Below are 22,330 nucleotides of genomic sequence, written 5' to 3' on the forward strand. Positions count from 1 at the left end.
TGTCTTCGAGGAAAATCACTGTTCATGAATGCTGCAAAACGTCTGGAAATTTTCCGCAGGTTTCACGAAGACAACCCGGAACCGAAAACCGAACTGGCCTACTCGTCGCCGTTCGAACTGCTGATCGCCGTGATTCTTTCGGCGCAGTCGACCGATGTCGGCGTCAACAAGGCCACCGCCAAACTCTATCCGGTGGCCAATACGCCTGCCGCGATTCATGCCTTGGGCGTCGAGGGATTGTCGGAGTACATCAAGACGATCGGACTGTTCAACAGCAAAGCGAAAAATGTGATCGAGACCTGTCGCTTGCTCGTGGAGCGTCATGGCGGCGAAGTGCCGCAAACCCGTGAAGCGCTGGAAGCGCTACCCGGTGTCGGTCGCAAAACGGCCAACGTGGTGCTCAATACGGCATTCCGTCAGCTGACCATGGCCGTGGACACCCATATTTTCCGGGTCAGCAACCGTACCGGGATTGCTCCGGGCAAGAATGTGGTCGAGGTCGAGACGAAACTGATGAAGTTCGTGCCCAGGCAATACCTGCTCGATTCTCATCACTGGCTGATTCTCCACGGTCGCTACGTCTGCCTGGCTCGCAAGCCCCGCTGTGGCAGTTGCCGGATTGAAGACCTGTGCGAATACAAGCACAAGACCTCCGACGATTGAGGCGCTATTAGTTTTTTCGATTTATCGATTGAAAAAATCTTTTTTACCCGCCGCACGAATGTCGATATAAGGAGCGCCAAAGGCAGTCTTAGCCTGGAGTTGACCCTATGAGTACTGGCAAAGAGCAATTGGACGTAGAAGACGACTTCACCCCCGTTGAGGCTGATGACGCCGAGCCAGTGGTTGAAGTGGCAAAGACCAACCTCAGTAAACGCCGCACCATTGACAATCTGCTGGAGGAGCGCCGACTGCAAAAGCAATTGGCCGATTACGATTTTGATCTATGACACCTTGAAAGCCTCCCGAAACGGAGGCTTTTTACCCAGTGCCGCCCCTCTGATAATCGCCTGACGCCTATCGTGTACGTTGCCGCCGTCACACCAGACCATTGCGTTGCGCCAATTCGATCAGATCGACCAGGGAGCGCGCATTGAGCTTCAATAACAAGCGCGTCTTGTAAGTGCTGACGGTTTTATTGCTAAGGAACATGCCGTCGGCAATCTCCTTGTTGGTCCTTCCGCGGGCCAATTGCTGCAACACCATCATTTCCCGCCCCGACAGACGATCCACCATATCGGACTCACTGGCATTGCCCATACTGGAACGCACCGTGTGCAGGGCTTGATTCGGAAAATAACTGTAGCCTGACAATACAGCCTTTATCGCGCTGAGCAATTCAGTGAGATCCTGTTGCTTGCAGACATATCCGGCAGCCCCCGATTGCATGCAACGCATGGAGAAATGTCCCGGGGCCTGGGACGTCAATATCAATACTTTTATCGGCATGGCTGCCGATGCCAGACGCGCAATGACTTCCAACCCATCGAGTTTCGGAATGCCAATATCCAGAATGACAATATCGGGCATAAGTTCGCGGGCAAGCTGTAACGCATCCACGCCATTATCTGTTTCTGCAATGACTTCGTAGCCATGACGTTCCATCAGCATACGTACCGCTAGACGAATGACGGGGTGATCATCCACGATCAGCACTTTATTCATGGGCAAGTCCAATTTCGCTGTTCGAATTTTTAGAGCCCGCACAATAGCCTAGTCGTTTCACCCGTGGCATGCCGCCCCCCCCGGCCATCCACAGCAAAAGACATTCCCTACACACAACACAGATTATTCCTACAAAAATTCCTTGAATATTCTGCATCAGGAAACTGGTCAGGCGCTCGACTTGCAATTCTTCACCGTTTTTTTGTATCGATTTGCAACCATAAAATCAACAAAAAGACTCGGACACCGAAAATCCGCCTTGCAACGACGTTTGAACTATCCTGAAAAGTAACCGATATTTTCCGGCCCAGGACGCACATTAATAATGTTGCCCATTCCGTGCCCTCTCATGCATACAGCCAAACAACCACTAGACGCTAATACAATGAAACAGATATACCCGAAACACTAACAAGCAGTTACCATCCCAAGCAGCAGACCAAAACCTCTCCCACAAACCCAAGAGAAAAGACCAACTTCAATGAGAATAAAACATGGAACATATAAAACAGAAGATCACCAACCCCCTGACACTCATCGCGATATTCGCAACGCTGTCGGAAACTTCAGCAGCTGTCTCCCTGCCCTTCCTTGATGATGAAGACCGGGATATCTACGTCTGGTTCTTGATCAGCTTTCCTTTTTATCTGCTGTTTCTTTTCTTTGCCACACTCAACTTCAACTATCGGTCGCTTTACGCGCCTTCCGATTTTGAAAACGGCGAGCACTTCATAAAAGCCATGAGCAAGACGGAGCATCCGGGAAAGCGTGAGTCCAGGACGACCCATAAAAACCCGGCCCGAAGGCAATCGACGATTGATCGCGGCTCCACGCCTCCCCCCGATTACGCACAGGACCCACGTGGGACGGATCTACAGGCCGCGCCGGAGCATTACGTCCGCCTGCCGGAGCGCCTCAAAGACCTGTACATCGTCGATATTCGCGGGATGAGCCAACACATCGAGATGGGCGCCTCGCTGGAAAATATTCGACAAGAACAGGGGAAAGCTGCACACGCCATCGTGTTCATCACCTGCAATGAATCACAGAGGCTGCTGAAAGAGCGCCCCTTCAAACCTGCAGGAAACACAAAGAAACACAGTGGTGCAGCGCTCTATCTTGCTTACAATTTGAATTCAAATGGCGTGACGGTCATTGAACAAACGCATCCATTGACACAAGACAGTCAATAGCGATTGAAGACCGGTAGAGGCAGACAGGACAGTCATCAGTACGCGGCAGCGCAATGTCAGGCAGAACACCCCCCCTTCAGATCAGTGGCCTTGTCAACGACAGGGCCACTGATTCAATGACGCAGGTTGCACTGCGCTATCTGAGGTCTCAGAACAGCTTGCGGCCTTTGTTCGCCGCAATACGCATGCGCAAGGCGTTGAGCTTGATGAAGCCCGCCGCATCGGCCTGGTTGTAAGCGCCGCCATCTTCCTCGAAGGTCGCGATGTTGGCGTCGAACAGCGATTCGTCGGACTTGCGGCCGGTGACGATCACGTTGCCCTTGTACAGCTTCAGGCGCACAACGCCGTTCACATGGGCCTGGGAGGCATCGATCATCTGTTGCAGCATCAGACGCTCAGGGCTCCACCAGTAACCGGTATAGATCAGGCTGGCGTATTTCGGCATCAGCTCATCCTTGAGGTGAGCCACTTCGCGGTCCAGGGTGATCGATTCGATCGCACGGTGGGCGCGCAGCATGATGGTGCCGCCAGGGGTTTCGTAGCAGCCACGGGACTTCATGCCGACGTAGCGGTTCTCGACGATGTCGAGACGACCGATACCGTGTTCGCCACCGATGCGGTTCAGGGTCGCCAGCACGGTAGCCGGGGTCATTTCGACGCCGTCCAGCGCGACGATATCGCCGTTGCGGTAGGTCAGTTCCAGGTACTGCGCCTTGTCGGGAGCCTTCTCCGGGGAGACGGTCCATTTCCACATGTCTTCTTCGTGCTCGGTCCAGGTGTCTTCCAGCACGCCGCCTTCATAGGAGATGTGCAGCAGGTTGGCATCCATCGAGTACGGGGATTTTTTCTTGCCGTGACGCTCGATCGGGATGTTGTGCTTTTCAGCGTAATCCATCAGCTTTTCACGGGACAGCAGGTCCCATTCGCGCCACGGAGCGATGACCTTCACGCCTGGCTTCAGGGCGTAGGCGCCCAGTTCGAAACGCACCTGGTCGTTACCCTTGCCGGTCGCGCCATGGGAAATGGCGTCAGCGCCGGTTTCGTTGGCGATTTCGATCAGGCGCTTGGCGATCAACGGACGAGCGATGGAAGTACCCAACAGGTACTCGCCTTCGTAAACGGTGTTGGCGCGGAACATCGGGAACACGAAATCACGCACGAATTCTTCGCGCAGATCATCGATGTAGATTTCTTTTACGCCCATGGCCTGAGCCTTGGCGCGGGCCGGCTCGACCTCTTCGCCCTGACCCAGGTCAGCGGTGAAGGTCACGACTTCACAGTTATAAGTATCCTGCAGCCACTTGAGGATCACCGAAGTGTCCAGGCCGCCGGAATACGCCAGAACGACCTTGTTTACGTCCGCCATGCCATCACTCCACGGGGTTTACGGAAAGCCGTCAAGTCTACCGGTCATGCAGAATAATTTACAGAGGCGCGACAGCTTATGACGACGAAGCGACAGATTATGTCAAGCGAGCGACGATCGCCGCGCGTTCAGGACGTCGATGCCGCGCTCGCCGTAGCCGTGGCGCGGGGGGACGGTTTTTCGGTCGGCGCCACCCGCGCGAGCTGGACAATGACCCGACGGTTCTTCGCCCGGTTGGCGGCCGTGGTGTTTGGCGCCAATGGATAACGTTCGCCGTGGAAGCGCAGGGTGATCTGCGACGCTTGAACACCATTGGCCTTGAAGAACTCCATGACCGCCAGGGCCCGGCGCCGCGACAGGTCCCGGTTGGTCAAGCGGTTGCCGCTGTTGTCGGAGTGACCATCGAGCTCGATGTGATTGACCGTCGGGTCGGCCTGCATGAACGCCAGCATCATTTGCAATTGTGCCCTGGCCTGCGCGTCGAGCTCGATGCCCTCGCCGGGGAAGCCGATCCGGGATTGTCTGATCTGCTCGAAATTCTTCGGCAGCAGCTTCGCCACACAGCCCTGGTATTCGTTGAAAGCCTTGTTGAACTTGACCGGCAACAGACGCACTTCCGATACCCGGCCATCGCCCGAATAATGCCGCACCACCGGACTGCGGCCGTCCATCAAGCCACTGATCAAGCGCCCGGCCTGTACGTGCGAACTGTTGAACAGCACATTGCCGCTACCGATTTGCACGGCACCGAGGTTGATGTCGCCACGCCCCGGCTGCCATGGCGCAGCGGCCGCCAGCAAGGTCGCCGAACCGCCGCCGATCATCGCGTTATCAGAGTTGAGCCGAAACGTCGCCTGCTCACCGGCGCGGCGCACGAACTCACCCGAGCCAAAATCGGTGATCGGCTGAGTCAGGCGGCATTCGAACTTGTCACCTTCGACCGTCCACTCGCTGCTCTCCAGGCGAGTCTGGAATGTGAGCGCCATCGCAGGAAGGCTGGCGAACACACTGAGCAAGACTAAATAACGCTGGCGCACGGGAGGCTCCACTGGCTTCTACAACAAAAAGACCGACACACAAATGTTCACGGCAGACCTGTTGGATATCGGAAGCTTCCCGCAAAACTTGATAGCGAGTGCCTGGAAGAGTCTTTTCCGGTAGCATTCCCCAGAGTTTGACCCGCCTGGAATCCCCTCATGTCCGACCGCCTGACCCTGCTGCGTCCCGACGACTGGCACATTCATCTTCGCGATGGTGCCGTGTTGACCAATACCGTTGCGGATGTCGCGCGCACCTTTGGTCGCGCCATCATCATGCCCAACCTGGTACCTCCGGTGCGCAACGCCGCTGAAGCCGACGGCTATCGCCAGCGGATTCTCGCTGCACGCCCGGCCGGCAGTCGTTTCGAACCGTTGATGGTGCTGTACCTGACCGACCGTACCCAGCCCGAAGAAATTCGCGAGGCCAAGGCCAGCGGTTTCATTCACGCCGCCAAACTGTATCCGGCCGGCGCGACCACCAATTCGGACTCTGGCGTCACCAGCATCGACAAGATTTTCCCTGCACTCGAGGCCATGGCCGAAGTCGGGATGCCCTTGCTGGTACACGGTGAAGTCACCCGTGGCGACGTCGACGTGTTCGATCGCGAAAAAATCTTCATCGACGAGCACATGCGTCGTGTGGTCGAGCGTTTCCCGACGCTCAAGGTGGTGTTCGAACACATCACCACCGCTGACGCCGTGCAGTTCGTCAATGAGGCCTCGGCCAACGTCGGCGCGACCATCACCGCCCATCACCTGCTGTACAACCGCAACCATATGTTGGTGGGCGGGATTCGGCCGCACTTCTACTGCCTGCCGATCCTCAAGCGCAACACGCACCAGGAAGCGCTGCTCGACGCCGCCACCAGCGGCAGCGACAAGTTCTTCCTCGGCACCGACTCGGCGCCCCATGCCCAGCACGCCAAGGAAGCCGCATGCGGCTGTGCCGGTTGCTACACCGCTTATGCCGCGATCGAGATGTACGCCGAAGCCTTCGAACAGCGTAACGCGCTGGACAAGCTCGAAGCGTTCGCCAGCCTCAACGGCCCGCGCTTCTACGGCCTGCCGGTGAACACCGATCGCATCACCCTGGTCCGCGAAGAGTGGACGCCCCAACCAGCCTGCCATTTGGCGAGCTGACCGTTATCCCGCTGCGCGCCGGTGAAAAACTGCGCTGGCGCCTGCTGGAGGAACACGCGTGAGTGAAGACCATTTCGACGACGAACAGGACGGTCAAGGCGGCGGAGGTGGCTCGCGCCACCCGATGGCTGAGCGCTTCCGTGGATACCTGCCCGTTGTTGTCGACGTTGAAACCGGGGGTTTCAACTCTGCCACTGACGCCTTGCTGGAAATTGCCGCCACCACCATCGCCATGGATGAAAAAGGGTTTGTTTACCCCGATCACACCTACTTCTTTCGCGTCGAGCCGTTTGAAGGCGCGAACATCGAAGCCGCTGCGCTGGAATTCACCGGGATCAAACTCGATCACCCGCTGCGCATGGCCGTGAGTGAAGAAGCGGCGCTGACCGATATCTTCCGCGGTATCCGCAAGGCCCTGAAGGCCAACGGTTGCAAGCGGGCGATTCTGGTCGGGCACAACAGCAGCTTCGACCTGGGCTTCCTTAACGCAGCGGTTGCGCGCCTGGACATGAAGCGCAACCCGTTTCACCCGTTCTCCAGTTTCGATACCGCCACCCTCGCAGGCCTGGCTTACGGCCAAACCGTTCTGGCCAAGGCTTGCCAGGCCGCCGATATCGACTTCGACGGTCGCGAGGCTCATTCGGCTCGTTATGACACCGAGAAGACGGCCGAGCTGTTCTGCGGCATCGTCAATCGCTGGAAACAGATGGGCGGCTGGGAAGATTTCAACGACTGACCGCAACGCCTCCCCCGTAGGAGCTGGCTTGCCAGCGAAGGGTCCCTCCCATACACCGCAACTCATGGGTGAGGCGACAGACGCCTTCGCTGCAAGCAGCTCCTACAGGGGGGTTGCGTTGGGCGGCAAATATCCCGCCCATAAAAAAACCGGCCTCCAGGGCCGGTTTTTTTATGCCTCGAACCTGCCTTACAGCGCAGCAGCGTTCTCGGTCAGATAAGCCGCGACGCCTTCGGTCGAAGCGGTCATGCCTTTGTCGCCTTTTTTCCAGTTGGCAGGGCAGACTTCGCCGTGCTCTTCGTGGAATTGCAGAGCGTCGACCAGACGGATCAGCTCTTCAATGTTACGGCCCAGCGGCAGGTCGTTGATGATCTGCGAGCGGACAACGCCTTTGTCGTCGATCAGGAACGCGCCACGGAACGCCACGCCGCCTTCGGACTCAACGTCGTAGGCCTTGGCGATTTCGTGCTTCAGGTCGGCCGCCATGGTGTAACGGACTTCGCCGATGCCACCATTGTTGACCGGGGTGTTGCGCCAGGCGTTGTGGGTGAAGTGCGAGTCGATCGACACCGCGATCACTTCAACGTTGCGCGCCTTGAAATCGGACATGCGATTGTCCAGAGCGATCAGCTCTGACGGGCATACGAAGGTGAAGTCCAGTGGGTAGAAGAACACCAGGCCGTATTTGCCTTTGATGGCCGACGACAGGGTGAAGCTGTCTACGATTTCGCCATTGCCGAGTACGGCCGGTACGGTGAAGTCAGGGGCTTGCTTGCCTACGAGTACGCTCATTGGATATCTCCTGGTGTAAAAACGTGAAGTTCCGGGTTTGTGCCAGCCTGCCACCTTCAGGCGACAGCCCTGTGACACGCACCCGCTTCATAAGGACCGGCCATCATACACTGCGTGTTTGAGCTGTCCTCAACGGTTTTTCGCAGACAGGTTAAAAAGGCTGGGTGGCGCTTGCTGGCACATTGCTTTGGAAAAAACCGTTCGTCGGTCGTGCCCGTTTATAACGCGAAGCTGTCAGAAACAACTTTGACAATCATTCTCGTTAACATTAAGATCCATCGCAATTGAGTCACAACCAGCGACGGTTTTCACTTATGTATGTCTGCCTCTGCACTGGCGTCACCGACGGCCAAATTCGCGATGCAATCTATGAAGGATGCTGCAGCTACAAGGAAGTCCGCCAGGCTACCGGCGTTGCCAGTCAATGCGGTAAATGCGCCTGCCTTGCCAAGGAAGTGGTCCGCGAAACCCTGACCAAAATACAATCGGCCCAGGCTGCGATACCCTATCCTGTAGAATTTACCGCTGCATAAATACCGTATTTCAAAGAACCGGACTGAAGTCCGGTTTTTTTATGCCTGAAAATCAATCGGTTACGCTCTAGACGCGGAACACAAACATTCTTATTCCTATTAATTTTCACTTAACTTTCAATAACTTAGGTTTGACACTCTTACTTGTGCGGCTCAAACTCTACCTTATAGACAGCTAATACAGGGCAGGACCCCATCATGAAAGGCGACATTACAGTCATCCAGCATCTCAACAAGATCCTTGCCAATGAGCTGGTCGCGATCAATCAATACTTTCTGCATGCGCGCATGTACGAAGATTGGGGTCTGAACAAGCTCGGCAAGCACGAATACCACGAATCCATCGACGAGATGAAACACGCGGACAAGCTGATCAAGCGCATCCTGTTCCTCGAAGGCCTGCCTAACGTCCAGGACCTGGGCAAGCTGCAGATCGGCGAACACACCCAGGAAATGCTCGAGTGCGACCTGCGTATCGAAAAAACCGGGCATGCCGATCTCAAGGTGGCGATCGCGCATTGCGAAACCGTTGGCGACTTCGGTAGCCGTGAATTGCTCGAAGACATCCTCGAATCCGAAGAAGAACATATCGACTGGCTGGAAACCCAACTGGGCCTGATCGATAAAGTCGGTCTTGAGAACTATCTGCAATCGCAGATGGGCGAAGAGTAAATCAGCGCCTGCTGAACTCGAGACAATAAAAAGCCCCGCTCTCTCTTACAGAGGCGGGGCTTTTTTTGTGCCCGGATTTCAGGCGCACCTGAAACCTTGTAGGAGCAAGCTTGCTCGCGATGCGGGCGACGCGGTCCTACAGGAAGACCGCATTATCGTTCATCGCGAGCAAGCTTGCTCCTGCAGGGATCGGATCAGGCTTCGGTCTTGTTCGCAGCAGCAGCTTCGACAGCAGCCTTGATGGTCGTTTGCAACGAACCGTCTGCAGCCATCTCGGTCATGATGTCGCTACCGCCGACCAGCTCACCACCGACCCACAGTTGCGGGAAAGTTGGCCAGTTGGCGTACTTTGGCAGGTTGGCGCGGATTTCCGGGTTCTGCAGGATGTCCACATAAGCAAATTTTTCACCACATGCCATCACGGCCTGCGCGGCTTTTGCGGAGAAGCCACACTGCGGGGCATTCGGCGAACCTTTCATGTAAAGCAGAATGGTGTTGTTGGCAATCTGCTCTTTAATCGTTTCGATGATATCCATGGAGCACCTCGGCTGAACTTTCCGACTCAAGGGTCGGCACGGTAGCGCATTGTAACGGAAACCCGAGCGCCATGCTCGGCCTCCCCACAGACTTGATCAAGCCGCCGCGACAGTGACCGGCACTCCGTTCAACGCCGCATTGCCCGACAACTCATCGAGCTGACATTCATCCGTCAGGTCGTTGGCACTGGCGCCCGGCTGGCCACTGGCAATCGTCATCTGCACGCCCGGCCGCGCATGACCCCAACCGTGAGGCAGGCTGACCACGCCTTTCATCATGTCCAGGCTGCTCAGCACTTCAACTTCAATCACGCCGACCCGCGAACTGACGCGCACTCGCTGTCCATCGTGGAGCCCACGACTGGCCAGATCGTCCGGGTGCATCAGCAACTGATGGCGCGGCTTGCCCTTCACCAGGCGGTGATAGTTATGCATCCACGAGTTGTTGCTGCGGACATGACGGCGGCCGATCATCAGCAACTCATCCAGGGCCGGGGCTCGCAGGGCGGCGAAACGCGCCAGGTCGGCAAGGAGCGCCGCCGGTGCGGCCTGGACTCGCTGATTGGCGGTTTTCAAACGTGGCGCCAGGTTGGCTTTCAACGCCCCGAGATCGACACCATGCGGGTGATCGAACAACGTCGCCAGCGACAGCTTGTGTTGCGAAGCATCGCCATACAACCCCGCCCGCAAGCCGCGATCGATCATCTGCGCCGGCGGGACCGTCGGCTTCAGTTCCTTGCCGGTCTTCGCGGCAAAGGCCTTGGCCAGCCCCACAAAAATTTCCCAGTCATGCAACGCGCCTTCCGGTTTGGCCAGAATCGCGCGGTTGAAGCGCGTCACGTTACGTACCGCGAACATATTGAAAGTGGTGTCGTAGTGATCGTTTTCCAGCGCCGAGGTCGACGGCAGGATCAGGTCGGCATAACGCGTGGTTTCATTGATGTACAGGTCGACGCTGACCATGAACTCCAACCCGTCCAGCGCCTGTTCCAGCTGGCGGCCATTGGGGGTGGAGAGCACCGGATTGCCCGCCACGGTAATCAGCGCCCGGACCTGCCCTTCCCCTTCGGTGAGCATCTCTTCGGCCAGCGCCGACACCGGCAGTTCGCCCGCGTATTCGGGACGCCCGGACACCCGGCTCTGCCACAGATTGAAGTGCCCGCCCGACGTCGAGGCCACCAGGTCCACGGCAGGTTCGGTGCACAACGCCCCGCCCACGCGATCGAGGTTGCCGGTGACCAGATTGATCAGTTGCACCAGCCAATGGCACAAGGTGCCGAACGCCTGGGTCGAAACGCCCATGCGCCCGTAGCACACCGCGGCCTGCGCAGCCGCGAAGTCCCGCGCCAGTTGGCGGATCTGTTCGGCCGGCACGGCGCACAGCGGGCTCATGGCCTCGGCCGTGAAACTCGCGACGACGGCACGCGCTTCATCCAGACCGTCCACCGGCAAATGACTGCCTGTGGTCAGCCCTTCAGCGAACAGGGTATTGAGCAGCCCGAACAACAAGGCCGCATCGCCACCCGGACGCACGAACAGATGCTGATCGGCCATCGCCGCCGTTTCGCTGCGGCGCGGATCGACCACCACCACTTTGCCGCCCCGGGCCTGAATGGCCTTCAACCGTTTTTCCACGTCCGGCACGGTCATGATGCTGCCATTGGAGGCCAGCGGATTGCCGCCCAGGATCAGCATGAAATCGGTGTGATCGATGTCCGGGATCGGCAATAGCAAACCGTGGCCGTACATCAGATGGCTGGTCAGGTGATGGGGCAACTGGTCGACCGACGTCGCGGAAAACCGGTTGCGGGTTTTCAGCAGGCCGAGAAAGTAATTGCTGTGGGTCATCAGCCCGTAGTTGTGCACGCTGGGATTGCCTTGATAGACCGCCACCGCGTTCTGGCCGTGACGTTCCTGAATCGCTGCCAGGCGTTCGGCGACCAGGCTGAAGGCCTCTTCCCACTCGATAGGCAGCCATTCGCTGCCGACCCGCCGCATCGGCTGGCGCAGGCGATCCGGATCATTCTGAATATCCTGCAGCGCAACGGCCTTGGGACAGATATGCCCGCGGCTGAAACTATCCTGGGCATCCCCCTTGATCGAGGTGATCTGCACGCGACCTTCGGCCTCGGTGGTTTCGATGGTCAAGCCGCAGATGGCTTCACACAGGTGGCACGCGCGGTGATGGAGAGTCTTGGTCATGGCCAGTCTCTGTCTTGTTCTGGGCGGGCAATGTCGGCCGCGGGAACAAAACTATGGCGCCTGACCCGGCGTCGCGCCAGCGAGGTTCGTCTTGTGAATCGGTGACCATCAGGCCAGCCGATGACCTTTGCGGTTCAGTTCGGCGGCAGGTTCGCCGGCGCCTGCAACTGGATCTCCTGAATGGTTTCGATCTGTTCCTGGGCGAGATGCACGCCGGTGAGTTCGCCGATCAGTCGCCAGTGCTCGTCGAGACCGGTGCTGATGGTCGCCATGCGGTCGATCATCCGCCGGCCGGCCGCCTTGGTGACCTCGTCGTTACTGCGCATCAGCTCGAAAGACATCGAGGTCATGGACGCGGTGAGATGGGTCAGAGAGCGGGCCGTGAGGCTGAGTAATTCCATTAGCTGCTGTTCTTTCGATTCCATTCCAAAGGCTCCCTGCGTCGCTTGAATCTTAGTTATAACCCAGCCCCCTGCTTTATCAAATGTTTCAGTCAGCAAAAGCGGCCAATGGCCAGCAGAAAACCGACCATCGCCATGTCAACCCCACGCCGTTTTATTGCAAAGCCCTGCAAGCCCAGTGTACAAATGACCGGCTGCTGTCAGGAAACAGGCTTCAAATGCGCTACTGCGGTCACCCCGTAGCCCCTCTGGAATCCCCTAAAACCGTAGCCCCTATTGGTAAGACGCGACATTTAATTATAAGATCGCGCCTTCCCCTATTTCGTCGCCCCGTGCGGCTTACGCCGCAGGTCTCGCCCGTTTTTCAGTTAAACAAGGCTTTGAGTATCTGCGGTCTGTTGCAAAAAGGTAGTCAATGATGAGCGCAAGGCACTTCCTCTCCCTGATGGATTGCACGCCCGAAGAGCTGGTCAGCGTGATCCGTCGAGGCGTTGAGCTCAAAGACCTGCGTAACCGCGGCGTACTGTTCGAGCCCCTGAAAAACCGCGTGCTCGGGATGATTTTCGAGAAGTCCTCGACCCGCACCCGAATTTCCTTCGAAGCCGGCATGATCCAGCTCGGTGGCCAGGCGATCTTCCTGTCGCCGCGCGATACCCAGCTGGGCCGTGGCGAGCCGATCGGCGACTGCGCCATCGTGATGTCGAGCATGCTCGATGCAGTGATGATCCGTACCTTCGCCCACAGCACCCTGACCGAATTCGCCGCCAACTCCCGCGTGCCGGTGATCAACGGCCTGTCCGATGACCTGCACCCGTGCCAGTTGCTGGCCGACATGCAGACATTCCTCGAACACCGCGGCTCGATCCAGGGCAAGACCGTGGCCTGGATCGGCGACGGCAACAACATGTGCAACAGCTATATAGAAGCGGCGATCCAGTTCGACTTCCAGTTGCGTGTCGCGTGCCCGGAGGGCTTTGAGCCCAACCCGCAATTCGTGGCCAAGGCCGGCGATCGGGTGACCATCGTCCGCGATCCGAAGGAAGCCGTGCGCGGCGCCCACCTGGTGAGCACCGACGTCTGGACCTCCATGGGCCAGGAAGAAGAAACCGCCAAGCGCCTGAAGCTGTTCGCGCCGTTCCAGGTCAATCGAGCCCTGCTCGATCTGGCCGCGGACGATGTGCTGTTCATGCATTGCCTGCCCGCCCACCGTGGCGAGGAAATCAGCCTCGACCTGCTGGACGACAAGCGCTCCGTCGCCTGGGATCAAGCGGAGAACCGGCTGCACGCACAAAAGGCCCTGCTCGAATTTCTGGTCGAGCCGGCGTATCACCACGCATGAGCCATCCCTTACTGCTTAACCTGCGCAACCTCGCCTGCGGCTACCAAGACCAGCGGGTGGTACAGAACCTCAACCTGCATTTGAACGCCGGCGATATCGGTTGCCTGCTGGGCTCTTCGGGCTGCGGCAAGACCACCACCCTGCGGGCGATTGCCGGTTTCGAACCGGTGCACGAAGGTGAAATCCAGCTGGCCGGGGAAACCATCTCCCGCGCCGGCTTCACCCTCGCTCCGGAGAAGCGTCGGATCGGTATGGTGTTCCAGGACTATGCGTTGTTCCCGCATTTGAGCGTGGCCGAAAACATTGCCTTCGGGATCCGCAAACATCCGCAGAAGGATCGCGTGATCGAAGAACTGCTGGAACTGGTCAACCTGAAAAACCTCGGCAAGCGTTTCCCCCATGAGCTGTCCGGTGGCCAGCAGCAGCGTGTCGCCCTGGCCCGGGCCCTGGCGCCGGAGCCGCAACTGCTGCTGCTCGACGAGCCCTTCTCCAACCTTGATGGCGAACTGCGACGCAAGCTCAGCCACGAAGTGCGCGACATCCTCAAGGCTCGCGGCACCAGCGCGATCCTGGTGACCCATGACCAGGAAGAAGCGTTCGCGGTGAGCGACCATGTGGGGGTTTTCAGGGAGGGTCGCCTGGAACAGTGGGACACGCCCTACAACCTGTATCACGAACCGCTGACACCCTTTGTGGCCAGTTTCATCGGCCAGGGCTATTTCATTCGCGGCCAGCTGAATAGCCCGGAGTCGGTGCAGACCGAACTGGGCGAGTTGCGCGGCAACCGGGCCTACACCTGGCCGATCGGTGGCGCAGTGGACGTGCTGCTGCGTCCGGATGACATCGTTTATGCGCCGGACAACAGTTTGAAGGCGAAGATTGTCGGCAAGTCCTTCCAGGGGGCGTCGACCTTGTATCGCCTGCAGTTGCCGACCGGCGCGCAGCTGGAGTCGATTTTCCCCAGTCATGCCGACCATCAGGTGGGGGCAGAGGTCGGCATTCGGGTTGCCGCGGAACATCTGGTGCTGTTCCAGGCATCGGGCAGCGTCGCGGCGCAGATTCCGGTGGTCGACTCCGGTGTCCGCCGCTACAGCACTGCCAGCTGACATCTGAAAACTGTAGGAGCCGGCTTGCCGGCGAAGACGGCGGTACATTCAGTAGAGGTATTAACTGATAGACCGTCTTCGCCGGCAAGCCGGCTCCTACAGGGATTGAAGTCAACCCAGCAACAACGTGCCGCTCACAACAAGTGTCGCATTCCCGCCAATCTTCACCCGATCCCTTTCCAGACGGCAGAACACCCCCCCGCACCGCACCGAACACTGATAAGCCGTCAGGAACGGCCGATCTCGGCGAACTTCGCCTGGGTGTGCTCGGCCAGCACCGCAGGCGCCAATTCGACTTCCAGGCCGCGACGACCGGCACTGACAAAAATGCTGGCAAAAGGCTGAGCGGAATTATCAATAAAGGTGCGCAAGCGTTTTTTCTGTCCCAGCGGGCTGATGCCGCCCAACAGGTAACCGGTGGAGCGCTGCGCAGCCGCCGGGTCGGCCATCTCGACTTTTTTCACGCCTGCCGCGTGAGCCAGGCCCTTCAGGTCGAGACTTCCGACGACCGGCACCACCGCCACCAGCAATTCGCCCTTCTCACTGGCCGCCAGTAAGGTCTTGAACACCTGCGCCGGGTCCAGTCCCAGTTTCTCTGCAGCCTCCAGCCCATAGGACGCGGCCTTGGGATCATGTTCGTAACTGTGCACTCGATGTTCGGCACGAACTTTTTTCAACAAATCCAATGCGGGGGTCATGGCAGCTCCAGACTGGGCGACAGAAGAAAAATCCTGCGCTGGATTCTAAGACATTGATCGACAAATGGCGCTATTGCCGTGCTGTTTCAATGGCTTGGCGGGGTCTTGCGCCGTTCGTCCATGTTCAGCCCGCAGCGTGAACGAAGTGGTCATTGACGTGACTAATAGTTCGATTGTGACTGACGGTTCACTTTCGACCTTTGACAGCAGCGTTTCTTGTCTATATTTTTTCGAATACGAATACAGTACAAATGTCTCACCGCAGCACCCGGCAGCAAACCGAGGATCAGGATGGGGATTCTGCCTCGGTGAAAATCGCGCTTTGAAAAAGCGCCATACAACAACAATAAACGAGGTTTTCAATGACAACTGCTTTACAACAACCGTCGCTCTCGAGCCAATGCATGGCCGAATTCCTGGGTACTGCGCTGCTGATATTTTTTGGTACCGGCTGCGTTGCCGCGCTCAAGGTTGCGGGTGCCAGCTTTGGCCTGTGGGAAATCAGCATCATCTGGGGCGTCGGCGTGAGCATGGCCATCTATCTCACCGCAGGCGTTTCCGGGGCGCATCTCAACCCCGCCGTGAGCATCGCCCTGAGCATTTTTGCCGATTTCGAAAAGCGCAAACTGCCCTTTTATATTCTCGCCCAGGTGGCCGGTGCGTTCTGTGGCGCGTTGCTGGTGTACACGCTGTACAGCAATTTATTCTTCGAATACGAACAAACTCACCATATGGTTCGTGGAACTCAGGCCAGCCTCGAATTGGCGTCGGTGTTCTCCACCTTTCCCCACCCGGTCTTGTCCACCGCCCAGGCCTTCCTGGTTGAAGTCATCATCACTGCGATTCTGATGGGTGTGATCATGTCCCTGACCGACGACAACAATGGCCTGCCGAAAGGCCCGCTGGCGCCATTGCTGATCGGTTTGCTGATTGCGGTGATCGGCAGCTCGATGGGCCCCTTGACCGGTTTCGCGATGAACCCGGCACGTGACTTCGGCCCCAAACTGATGACTTTCTTTGCCGGCTGGGGTGAAATTTCCCTCACCGGCGGGCGCGATATCCCGTATTTCCTGATTCCGATTTTTGCACCGATAGTCGGTGCCTGCCTCGGTGCTGCCGCCTATCGCGGGCTGATTGCCCGTCATCTGCCCAGCCTCCTACCTGCTACGACGGATGCCGCACCGGCCATTGACGGCAAACCAAGAACTTCTTGATAGCGTAGGCGTGCGATCCTGCCCATTCGATCCCGCGCCTGATCCCACTCCCTTATTTCGTCCAAGGCAATCGACATGACCGACATTCAGAATAAGAACTACATCATTGCCCTCGATCAGGGTACGACCAGCTCCCGCGCGATCATTTTCGACCGTGACGCGAATGTGGTCTGCACCGCACAGCGCGAATTCGTCCAGCATTACCCGCAGCCCGGTTGGGTCGAACACGATCCGATGGAAATCTTCGCCACCCAAAGCGCGGTGATGGTCGAGGCCCTGGCTCAAGCCGGCCTGCACCACGACCAGGTGGCGGCCATCGGCATCACCAACCAGCGCGAAACCACCGTAGTCTGGGACAAGATCACCGGCCGCCCGATCTACAACGCGATCGTCTGGCAGTGCCGGCGCAGCACCGAAATCTGCCAGCAGCTCAAACGCGATGGCCATGAGCAATACATCAGCGACACCACCGGCCTGGTCACTGACCCGTACTTCTCCGGCACCAAGCTCAAGTGGATCCTCGATCACGTCGAAGGCAGCCGTGAGCGCGCACGCAAGGGCGAACTGCTGTTCGGTACCGTCGACAGCTGGCTGATCTGGAAATTCACCGGCGGCAAGGTACACGTCACCGACTACACCAACGCCTCGCGCACCCTGCTCTTCAACATCCACACCCTGGAGTGGGACGCGAAGATGCTGGAGGTGCTGGATATCCCGCGGGAAATGCTGCCGGAAGTTAAGTCGTCATCAGAAATTTATGGCCACACTAAAAGCGGCATCGCCATCGGCGGCATCGCCGGCGACCAGCAGGCGGCGTTGTTCGGCCAGATGTGCGTCGAGCCGGGCCAGGCGAAAAACACCTACGGCACCGGCTGCTTCCTGCTGATGAACACCGGCGATAAAGCCGTGAAGTCCAAACACGGCATGTTGACCACCATCGCGTGCGGCCCCCGCGGCGAAGTGGCTTATGCGCTGGAAGGGGCCGTGTTCAACGGCGGCTCAACCGTTCAATGGCTGCGTGACGAACTGAAGGTCATCAACGACGCCCACGACACCGAATACTTCGCCAACAAGGTCAAGGACAGCAACGGCGTGTACCTGGTACCGGCCTTCACTGGCCTGGGCGCGCCGTACTGGGACCCGTATGCCCGTGGCGCCTTGTTCGGCCTGACCCGCGGCGTGCGCGTGGATCACATCATTCGTGCCGCACTGGAGTCGATTGCCTACCAGACCCGCGACGTACTCGATGCCATGCAACAGGACTCCGGCGAACGCCTCAAGTCCCTGCGTGTGGACGGCGGCGCAGTGGCGAACAACTTCCTGATGCAGTTCCAGGCCGACATCCTTGGCACTCAGGTCGAGCGTCCGCAAATGCGCGAAACCACGGCCTTGGGCGCCGCGTACCTCGCCGGCCTGGCCTGTGGCTTCTGGGGCAGCCTGGACGAGTTGCGCGGCAAGGCGGTAATCGAGCGCAAGTTCGAACCGACCCTGGAAGAAAGCGCCAAGGAAAAACTCTACGCTGGCTGGAAAAAAGCCGTCAGCCGCACACGCGACTGGGAACCGCACGAAGGCGCTGAATAAGCCAAGCCCGGTACTCGTATCGGTATGTAACTGGTAGGGAGCAGATTCCTCCGGCATCATGGGCAAATTTTGCACGGCAGCCCAAAGGACGCCCCATGAATCTGCCTCCCCGTCAGCAGCAAATCCTCGAACTGGTCCGCGAACGCGGCTATGTCAGCATCGAGGAAATGGCTACGCTGTTCGTCGTTACACCGCAAACCATCCGCCGCGATATCAATCAGCTCGCGGAAGCCAACCTGCTGCGTCGCTACCATGGCGGCGCAGCCTACGATTCCAGCGTCGAAAACACCGCCTACGCCATGCGTGCCGACCAGATGCGCGATGAAAAACAGCGGATCGGCGAAGCCATTGCCGCGCAGATTCCCGATCACGCCTCGTTGTTCATCAATATAGGCACCACGACCGAATCGATCGCCCGCGCGCTGCTCAACCACAATCACCTGAAGATCATCACCAACAACCTGCACGTGGCTTCCATGCTCAGCGCCAAGGACGACTTCGACGTACTGCTGACCGGCGGCAACGTGCGGCGCGACGGCGGGGTGGTGGGCCAGGCCAGTGTCGACTTCATCAACCAGTTCAAGGTCGACTTTGCCCTCGTGGGTATCAGTGGTATCGACGAAGACGGCAGCCTGCTGGATTTCGATTATCAGGAAGTGCGGGTGTCCCAGGCGATCATCGCCAACGCTCGGAAGGTGATCCTCGCCGCCGACTCCAGCAAGTTCGGGCGCAACGCGATGATTCGCCTGGGGCCGATCAGCCTGATCGATTGCCTGGTGACGGATCAGCAGCCAGTGCCGGCGTTGGCGCAGTTGCTGAGTCAGCACAAGATTCGGCTGGAGGTCGTTTAACCCCGAAGGGCGTTAAACGACCTGCAGGAGCCGGCTTGCTGGCGAAGGCGCCCTTGAGTACGCCTTCGCCTGCAAGCCGCCTCCTACAATATGCCTCCCCGCAATACCCCTCCGCTCGTTTTTAATGTTCGAAAATTTTCCTTTCCTAGCCCTTCGATCAGTATTTTCAATCGAAGTTAGCTGGCTGTGGGCGCGTTTATGGGCTACCATTTTCGCAAATGAACATTAATGTTCGAAATCCAATACAGAACATCAAAAAAGCCCGAGGCCAGCCGATGCCCACTTCTACCTTGCCTACGCCCCCTCTCGCCGAGGTCTACGATATCGCCGTCATCGGTGGTGGGATCAATGGCGTGGGGATCGCAGCGGATGCCGCCGGTCGCGGTCTTTCGGTGTTCCTTTGCGAAAAGGATGACCTGGCCCGCCACACCTCGTCGGCCAGCAGCAAGCTGATCCACGGTGGCCTGCGTTACCTCGAACATTACGAATTCCGTCTGGTGCGCGAAGCCCTGGCCGAGCGCGAAGTGCTGCTGGCCAAAGCGCCGCACATCGTCAAGCAGATGCGCTTCGTGCTGCCCCACCGTCCGCACCTGCGTCCAGCCTGGATGATCCGTGCCGGCCTGTTCCTGTATGACCATCTGGGCAAAAGGGAAAAACTCGCAGGCTCGAAGAGTCTCAAGTTCGGCCCGGACAGCCCGCTGAAAAGCGAAATCAGCAAAGGCTTCGAATACTCCGATTGCTGGGTCGATGACGCGCGCCTTGTCGTGCTCAACGCCATGGCCGCCCGCGAGAACGGCGCCCACGTTCACACCCAGACCCGCTGTGTCAGCGCTCGTCGCACCAAGGGTCTGTGGCACCTGCATCTGGAACGCGCCGATGGCAGCCTGTTTTCGATCCGCGCCAGGGCGCTGGTCAATGCCGCAGGTCCCTGGGTCGCCAAATTCATCCGTGACGACCTGAAAATGGAATCGCCGTACGGTATCCGCCTGATCCAGGGCAGCCACCTGATCGTGCCGAAAATGTATGAAGGCGAACATGCGCACATTTTGCAAAACGAAGATCAGCGTATCGTGTTCACCATTCCGTACCTGAACCACTTCACCCTGATCGGCACCACCGACCGCGAGTACACCGGCGACCCGGCCAAGGTGGCGATTACCGAAGGCGAAACCGATTACCTGCTCAAAGTGGTCAACGCCCACTTCAAGAAGCGCATCAGCCGCGACGACATCCTGCACAGTTATTCCGGCGTTCGTCCGCTGTGCAACGACGAATCCGACAACCCGTCGGCCGTCACCCGCGACTACACCCTGGCCTTGTCGGGCACTGGCGAAGAAGCGCCGCTGCTGTCGGTGTTCGGCGGCAAGCTGACCACCTACCGCAAACTGGCCGAGTCGGCGCTGGCGCAACTGGCGCCGTACTTCAAGGACATCAAGCCACGCTGGACGGCCACGGCTACCCTGCCGGGCGGCGAGGACATGACCACTCCACAGGCGCTCGGCTCGCGATCCGCGATACGTTCGACTGGGTGCCGAGCGAGATCGCCCGCCGCTGGTCCACCACTTACGGCAGCCGCGTGTGGCGCATGCTTGAAGGTGTGCAGAACCTCGGCGACCTGGGTGAACACATCGGCGGCGGCCTCTATACCCGCGAAGTCGATTACCTGTGCAGCGAGGAGTGGGCGACCACGGCGCACGATATTCTGTGGCGTCGCAGCAAGCTGGGGTTGTTCACCACTGCGGACGAGCAGCAAAAGCTGGTGGATTATCTGGGCAAGGTCGAACAGAACCGCAGCAAGATTGAAGCGGCCTGATCGGCAAACCGGTTAACGAAAGCCCCTGAATCGCCAGATTCAGGGGCTTTTTGCGTTCTGATTAACACTGTCTACCCCCTGTAGGAGCTGGCTTGCCAGGGAAGGCGTCATAACAGGCAATGAAGATGTTGACTGATCCACCGCCTTCGCTGGCAAGCCAGCTCCTACAGGGGATATGTGTAGGGGGCCGGATTGTATTCGGTTTTCCGAACGCGACCTGTCGGTCAATTCGGTTTACCGGATATCTCGTTATTAAAAACCAAGCCATAAATATTTAATATCCTTATAAATCAATAACTTGATCTATATGGCCTGGCCTGGCACGAGTCATGCTCTACACTCTTGGACGAATACCTGTTGGCGGACACTTCAGTAGCCGGCAGCCGTTCGAAGCACAAAAGGGCCGATGAACTGGCTCCATAAAAAAAACAATGTCGAGGAAAATTTGATGCGCATCGTTCCCCATATCCTGGGCGCAGCCATTGCTGCCGCTCTGATTAGCACTCCAGTTTTTGCTGCCGAACTCACCGGCACACTGAAGAAGATCAAGGAGTCCGGCACCATCACCCTCGGGCATCGTGACGCTTCCATTCCGTTTTCCTATATCGCGGACGCTTCCGGCAAGCCAGTTGGCTACTCCCACGATATCCAGTTGAAAATCGTTGAAGCCATCAAGAAAGACCTGGACATGCCCAACCTCCAGGTCAAATACAACCTCGTGACGTCGCAGACCCGTATTCCGCTGGTGCAAAACGGCACCGTGGACGTCGAGTGCGGTTCCACCACCAACAACGTCGAGCGTCAGCAACAAGTCGCCTTCTCCGTCGGCATCTTCGAAATCGGTACCCGCCTGCTGTCCAAGAAAGGCTCCGCGTACAAGGATTTCGACGACCTTAAAGGCAAGAACGTCGTGACCACCGCGGGCACCACGTCCGAGCGCATCATTAAATCGATGAACGCCGACAAGCAAATGGGCATGAATGTCATCTCCGCCAAAGACCACGGCGAGTCGTTCCAGATGCTGGAATCGGGCCGCGCCGTTGCCTTCATGATGGACGACGCCTTGCTGGCCGGTGAAGCAGCCAAGGCCAAAAAGGCCGATGACTGGGCTGTCACCGGTACTCCCCAGTCCTACGAAATCTACGGCTGCATGGTCCGCAAGGGCGACGAGCCGTTCAAGAAGGCGGTCGACGACGCTATCGTCGCGACCTACAAGTCGGGCGAGATCAACAAGATCTACGAAAAATGGTTCATGCAACCTATCCCGCCTAAAGGCCTGAACCTGAACTTCCCGATGAGCGACGAGCTCAAGGCCCTGATCGCCAATCCGACCGATAAAGCGGCTGACGACAAGAAGTCCTGATTTCTGACTAACCTTATCTCCTGAGAGGGCTTCTGCCCTTTCAGGGATGGTCACTCCCTGCTGGCATTTTTGGAAACACTCGAACCGGT

20 protein-coding genes and 3 pseudogenes are annotated in these 22,330 nt (G+C 58.2%); 14 read left to right on the forward strand and 9 right to left on the reverse strand.

Features of this window, described 5'->3' with window-relative positions:
* Positions 1 to 24: 24 nt before the first annotated feature.
* On the forward strand, positions 25 to 663 hold the full coding sequence (gene nth, locus BZ163_RS22320; protein ID WP_128872622.1) for an endonuclease III: 639 nt from the start codon (positions 25 to 27) through the stop codon (positions 661 to 663).
* A gap of 107 nt (positions 664 to 770) precedes the next feature.
* Entirely contained in the window at positions 771 to 950 is a 180-nt protein-coding gene (locus BZ163_RS22325) for a PA3496 family putative envelope integrity protein (RefSeq protein WP_007898493.1), read from the forward strand.
* A gap of 88 nt (positions 951 to 1,038) precedes the next feature.
* On the opposite strand, the gene BZ163_RS22330 is transcribed toward BZ163_RS22325, so the two are convergent.
* A complete protein-coding gene (locus BZ163_RS22330; RefSeq protein WP_128872623.1) occupies positions 1,039 to 1,665 on the reverse strand; it encodes a response regulator transcription factor in 627 nt (208 codons plus the stop codon).
* Between the two features lie 494 nt (positions 1,666 to 2,159).
* On the opposite strand from BZ163_RS22330, the gene BZ163_RS22335 reads away from it, so the two are divergent.
* Complete coding sequence (locus BZ163_RS22335) at positions 2,160 to 2,858, forward strand: hypothetical protein (protein WP_128872624.1); 699 nt, start codon at positions 2,160 to 2,162, stop codon at positions 2,856 to 2,858.
* A 148-nt stretch (positions 2,859 to 3,006) separates the two neighbouring features.
* On the opposite strand, the gene BZ163_RS22340 is transcribed toward BZ163_RS22335, so the two are convergent.
* Positions 3,007 to 4,224 carry an argininosuccinate synthase gene (locus BZ163_RS22340; protein WP_007898502.1) on the reverse strand — a complete coding sequence of 406 codons (1,218 nt, stop codon included), beginning with the start codon at positions 4,222 to 4,224 and terminating at the stop codon, positions 3,007 to 3,009.
* 128 nt (positions 4,225 to 4,352) lie between these two features.
* Positions 4,353 to 5,261, reverse strand: coding sequence for an OmpA family protein (locus BZ163_RS22345; protein WP_128872625.1), 909 nt, complete (start codon positions 5,259 to 5,261; stop codon positions 4,353 to 4,355).
* 159 nt (positions 5,262 to 5,420) lie between these two features.
* On the opposite strand from BZ163_RS22345, the pseudogene pyrC reads away from it, so the two are divergent.
* Positions 5,421 to 6,466, forward strand: a pseudogene (gene pyrC, locus BZ163_RS22350) (dihydroorotase).
* Positions 6,463 to 7,140, forward strand: a complete 678-nt coding sequence (rnt, locus tag BZ163_RS22355) for a ribonuclease T (RefSeq protein ID WP_064679478.1) — start codon at positions 6,463 to 6,465, stop codon at positions 7,138 to 7,140. The pseudogene pyrC and the gene rnt overlap by 4 nt, the downstream one beginning before the upstream one ends.
* A gap of 189 nt (positions 7,141 to 7,329) precedes the next feature.
* Here the strand turns inward: rnt and BZ163_RS22360 are convergent, their stop codons facing one another.
* Positions 7,330 to 7,932: a peroxiredoxin gene (locus tag BZ163_RS22360; protein WP_064679479.1), complete on the reverse strand. Its 603-nt coding sequence runs from the start codon at positions 7,930 to 7,932 to the stop codon at positions 7,330 to 7,332.
* Positions 7,933 to 8,246: 314 nt separating this feature from the next.
* On the opposite strand from BZ163_RS22360, the gene BZ163_RS22365 reads away from it, so the two are divergent.
* The gene (locus BZ163_RS22365) at positions 8,247 to 8,465 is read left to right on the forward strand and encodes a bacterioferritin-associated ferredoxin (protein WP_064679480.1); all 219 of its coding nucleotides are present in this window, start codon (positions 8,247 to 8,249) and stop codon (positions 8,463 to 8,465) included.
* Between the two features lie 198 nt (positions 8,466 to 8,663).
* Complete coding sequence (bfr, locus tag BZ163_RS22370) at positions 8,664 to 9,137, forward strand: bacterioferritin (RefSeq protein WP_064679481.1); 474 nt, start codon at positions 8,664 to 8,666, stop codon at positions 9,135 to 9,137.
* 194 nt (positions 9,138 to 9,331) lie between these two features.
* Here the strand turns inward: bfr and grxD are convergent, their stop codons facing one another.
* From grxD to BZ163_RS22385, 3 genes are all read right to left on the reverse strand, one after another.
* Positions 9,332 to 9,673: a Grx4 family monothiol glutaredoxin gene (grxD, locus tag BZ163_RS22375; RefSeq protein WP_007943565.1), complete on the reverse strand. Its 342-nt coding sequence runs from the start codon at positions 9,671 to 9,673 to the stop codon at positions 9,332 to 9,334.
* A 96-nt stretch (positions 9,674 to 9,769) separates the two neighbouring features.
* Positions 9,770 to 11,875 carry a molybdopterin oxidoreductase family protein gene (locus BZ163_RS22380; RefSeq protein WP_128872626.1) on the reverse strand — a complete coding sequence of 702 codons (2,106 nt, stop codon included), beginning with the start codon at positions 11,873 to 11,875 and terminating at the stop codon, positions 9,770 to 9,772.
* A gap of 134 nt (positions 11,876 to 12,009) precedes the next feature.
* The gene (locus tag BZ163_RS22385; RefSeq protein ID WP_128872627.1) at positions 12,010 to 12,300 is read right to left on the reverse strand and encodes a hypothetical protein; all 291 of its coding nucleotides are present in this window, start codon (positions 12,298 to 12,300) and stop codon (positions 12,010 to 12,012) included.
* A 394-nt stretch (positions 12,301 to 12,694) separates the two neighbouring features.
* On the opposite strand from BZ163_RS22385, the gene argF reads away from it, so the two are divergent.
* Together argF and BZ163_RS22395 are read left to right on the forward strand one after the other, a co-directional pair.
* Positions 12,695 to 13,615, forward strand: a complete 921-nt coding sequence (gene argF, locus BZ163_RS22390; protein WP_128872628.1) for an ornithine carbamoyltransferase — start codon at positions 12,695 to 12,697, stop codon at positions 13,613 to 13,615.
* Positions 13,612 to 14,721 carry an ABC transporter ATP-binding protein gene (locus BZ163_RS22395; RefSeq protein WP_128872629.1) on the forward strand — a complete coding sequence of 370 codons (1,110 nt, stop codon included), beginning with the start codon at positions 13,612 to 13,614 and terminating at the stop codon, positions 14,719 to 14,721. The genes argF and BZ163_RS22395 overlap by 4 nt, the downstream gene beginning before the upstream one ends.
* Before the next feature lie 111 nt (positions 14,722 to 14,832).
* Here BZ163_RS22395 and BZ163_RS22400 read toward each other — a convergent pair.
* Positions 14,833 to 14,955: pseudogene (locus BZ163_RS22400) on the reverse strand (isomerase); the annotation flags it as partial.
* Entirely contained in the window at positions 14,949 to 15,419 is a 471-nt protein-coding gene (ybaK, locus tag BZ163_RS22405; protein WP_128872630.1) for a Cys-tRNA(Pro) deacylase, read from the reverse strand. The gene ybaK and the pseudogene BZ163_RS22400, both read right to left, overlap by 7 nt.
* 362 nt (positions 15,420 to 15,781) lie before the next feature.
* On the opposite strand from ybaK, the gene BZ163_RS22410 reads away from it, so the two are divergent.
* The 5 genes and pseudogenes from BZ163_RS22410 to BZ163_RS22435 all read left to right on the forward strand — a co-directional run bounded on the left by BZ163_RS22410 (position 15,782) and on the right by BZ163_RS22435 (position 22,241).
* Positions 15,782 to 16,633 carry an MIP/aquaporin family protein gene (locus BZ163_RS22410; RefSeq protein ID WP_128872631.1) on the forward strand — a complete coding sequence of 284 codons (852 nt, stop codon included), beginning with the start codon at positions 15,782 to 15,784 and terminating at the stop codon, positions 16,631 to 16,633.
* A 75-nt stretch (positions 16,634 to 16,708) separates the two neighbouring features.
* Positions 16,709 to 18,214, forward strand: coding sequence for a glycerol kinase GlpK (gene glpK, locus BZ163_RS22415; RefSeq protein WP_128872632.1), 1,506 nt, complete (start codon positions 16,709 to 16,711; stop codon positions 18,212 to 18,214).
* A gap of 95 nt (positions 18,215 to 18,309) precedes the next feature.
* The gene (locus BZ163_RS22420; protein WP_027922833.1) at positions 18,310 to 19,065 is read left to right on the forward strand and encodes a DeoR/GlpR family transcriptional regulator; all 756 of its coding nucleotides are present in this window, start codon (positions 18,310 to 18,312) and stop codon (positions 19,063 to 19,065) included.
* A gap of 275 nt (positions 19,066 to 19,340) precedes the next feature.
* Positions 19,341 to 20,878 (forward strand): annotated as a pseudogene (glpD, locus tag BZ163_RS22425) (glycerol-3-phosphate dehydrogenase).
* Positions 20,879 to 21,326: 448 nt separating this feature from the next.
* On the forward strand, positions 21,327 to 22,241 hold the full coding sequence (locus BZ163_RS22435) for a glutamate/aspartate ABC transporter substrate-binding protein (protein WP_128872634.1): 915 nt from the start codon (positions 21,327 to 21,329) through the stop codon (positions 22,239 to 22,241).
* Positions 22,242 to 22,330: the final 89 nt, after the last annotated feature.

Source organism: Pseudomonas sp. VI4.1 (assembly GCF_002029345.1).
Taxonomy (GTDB): Bacteria; Pseudomonadota; Gammaproteobacteria; order Pseudomonadales; family Pseudomonadaceae; genus Aquipseudomonas.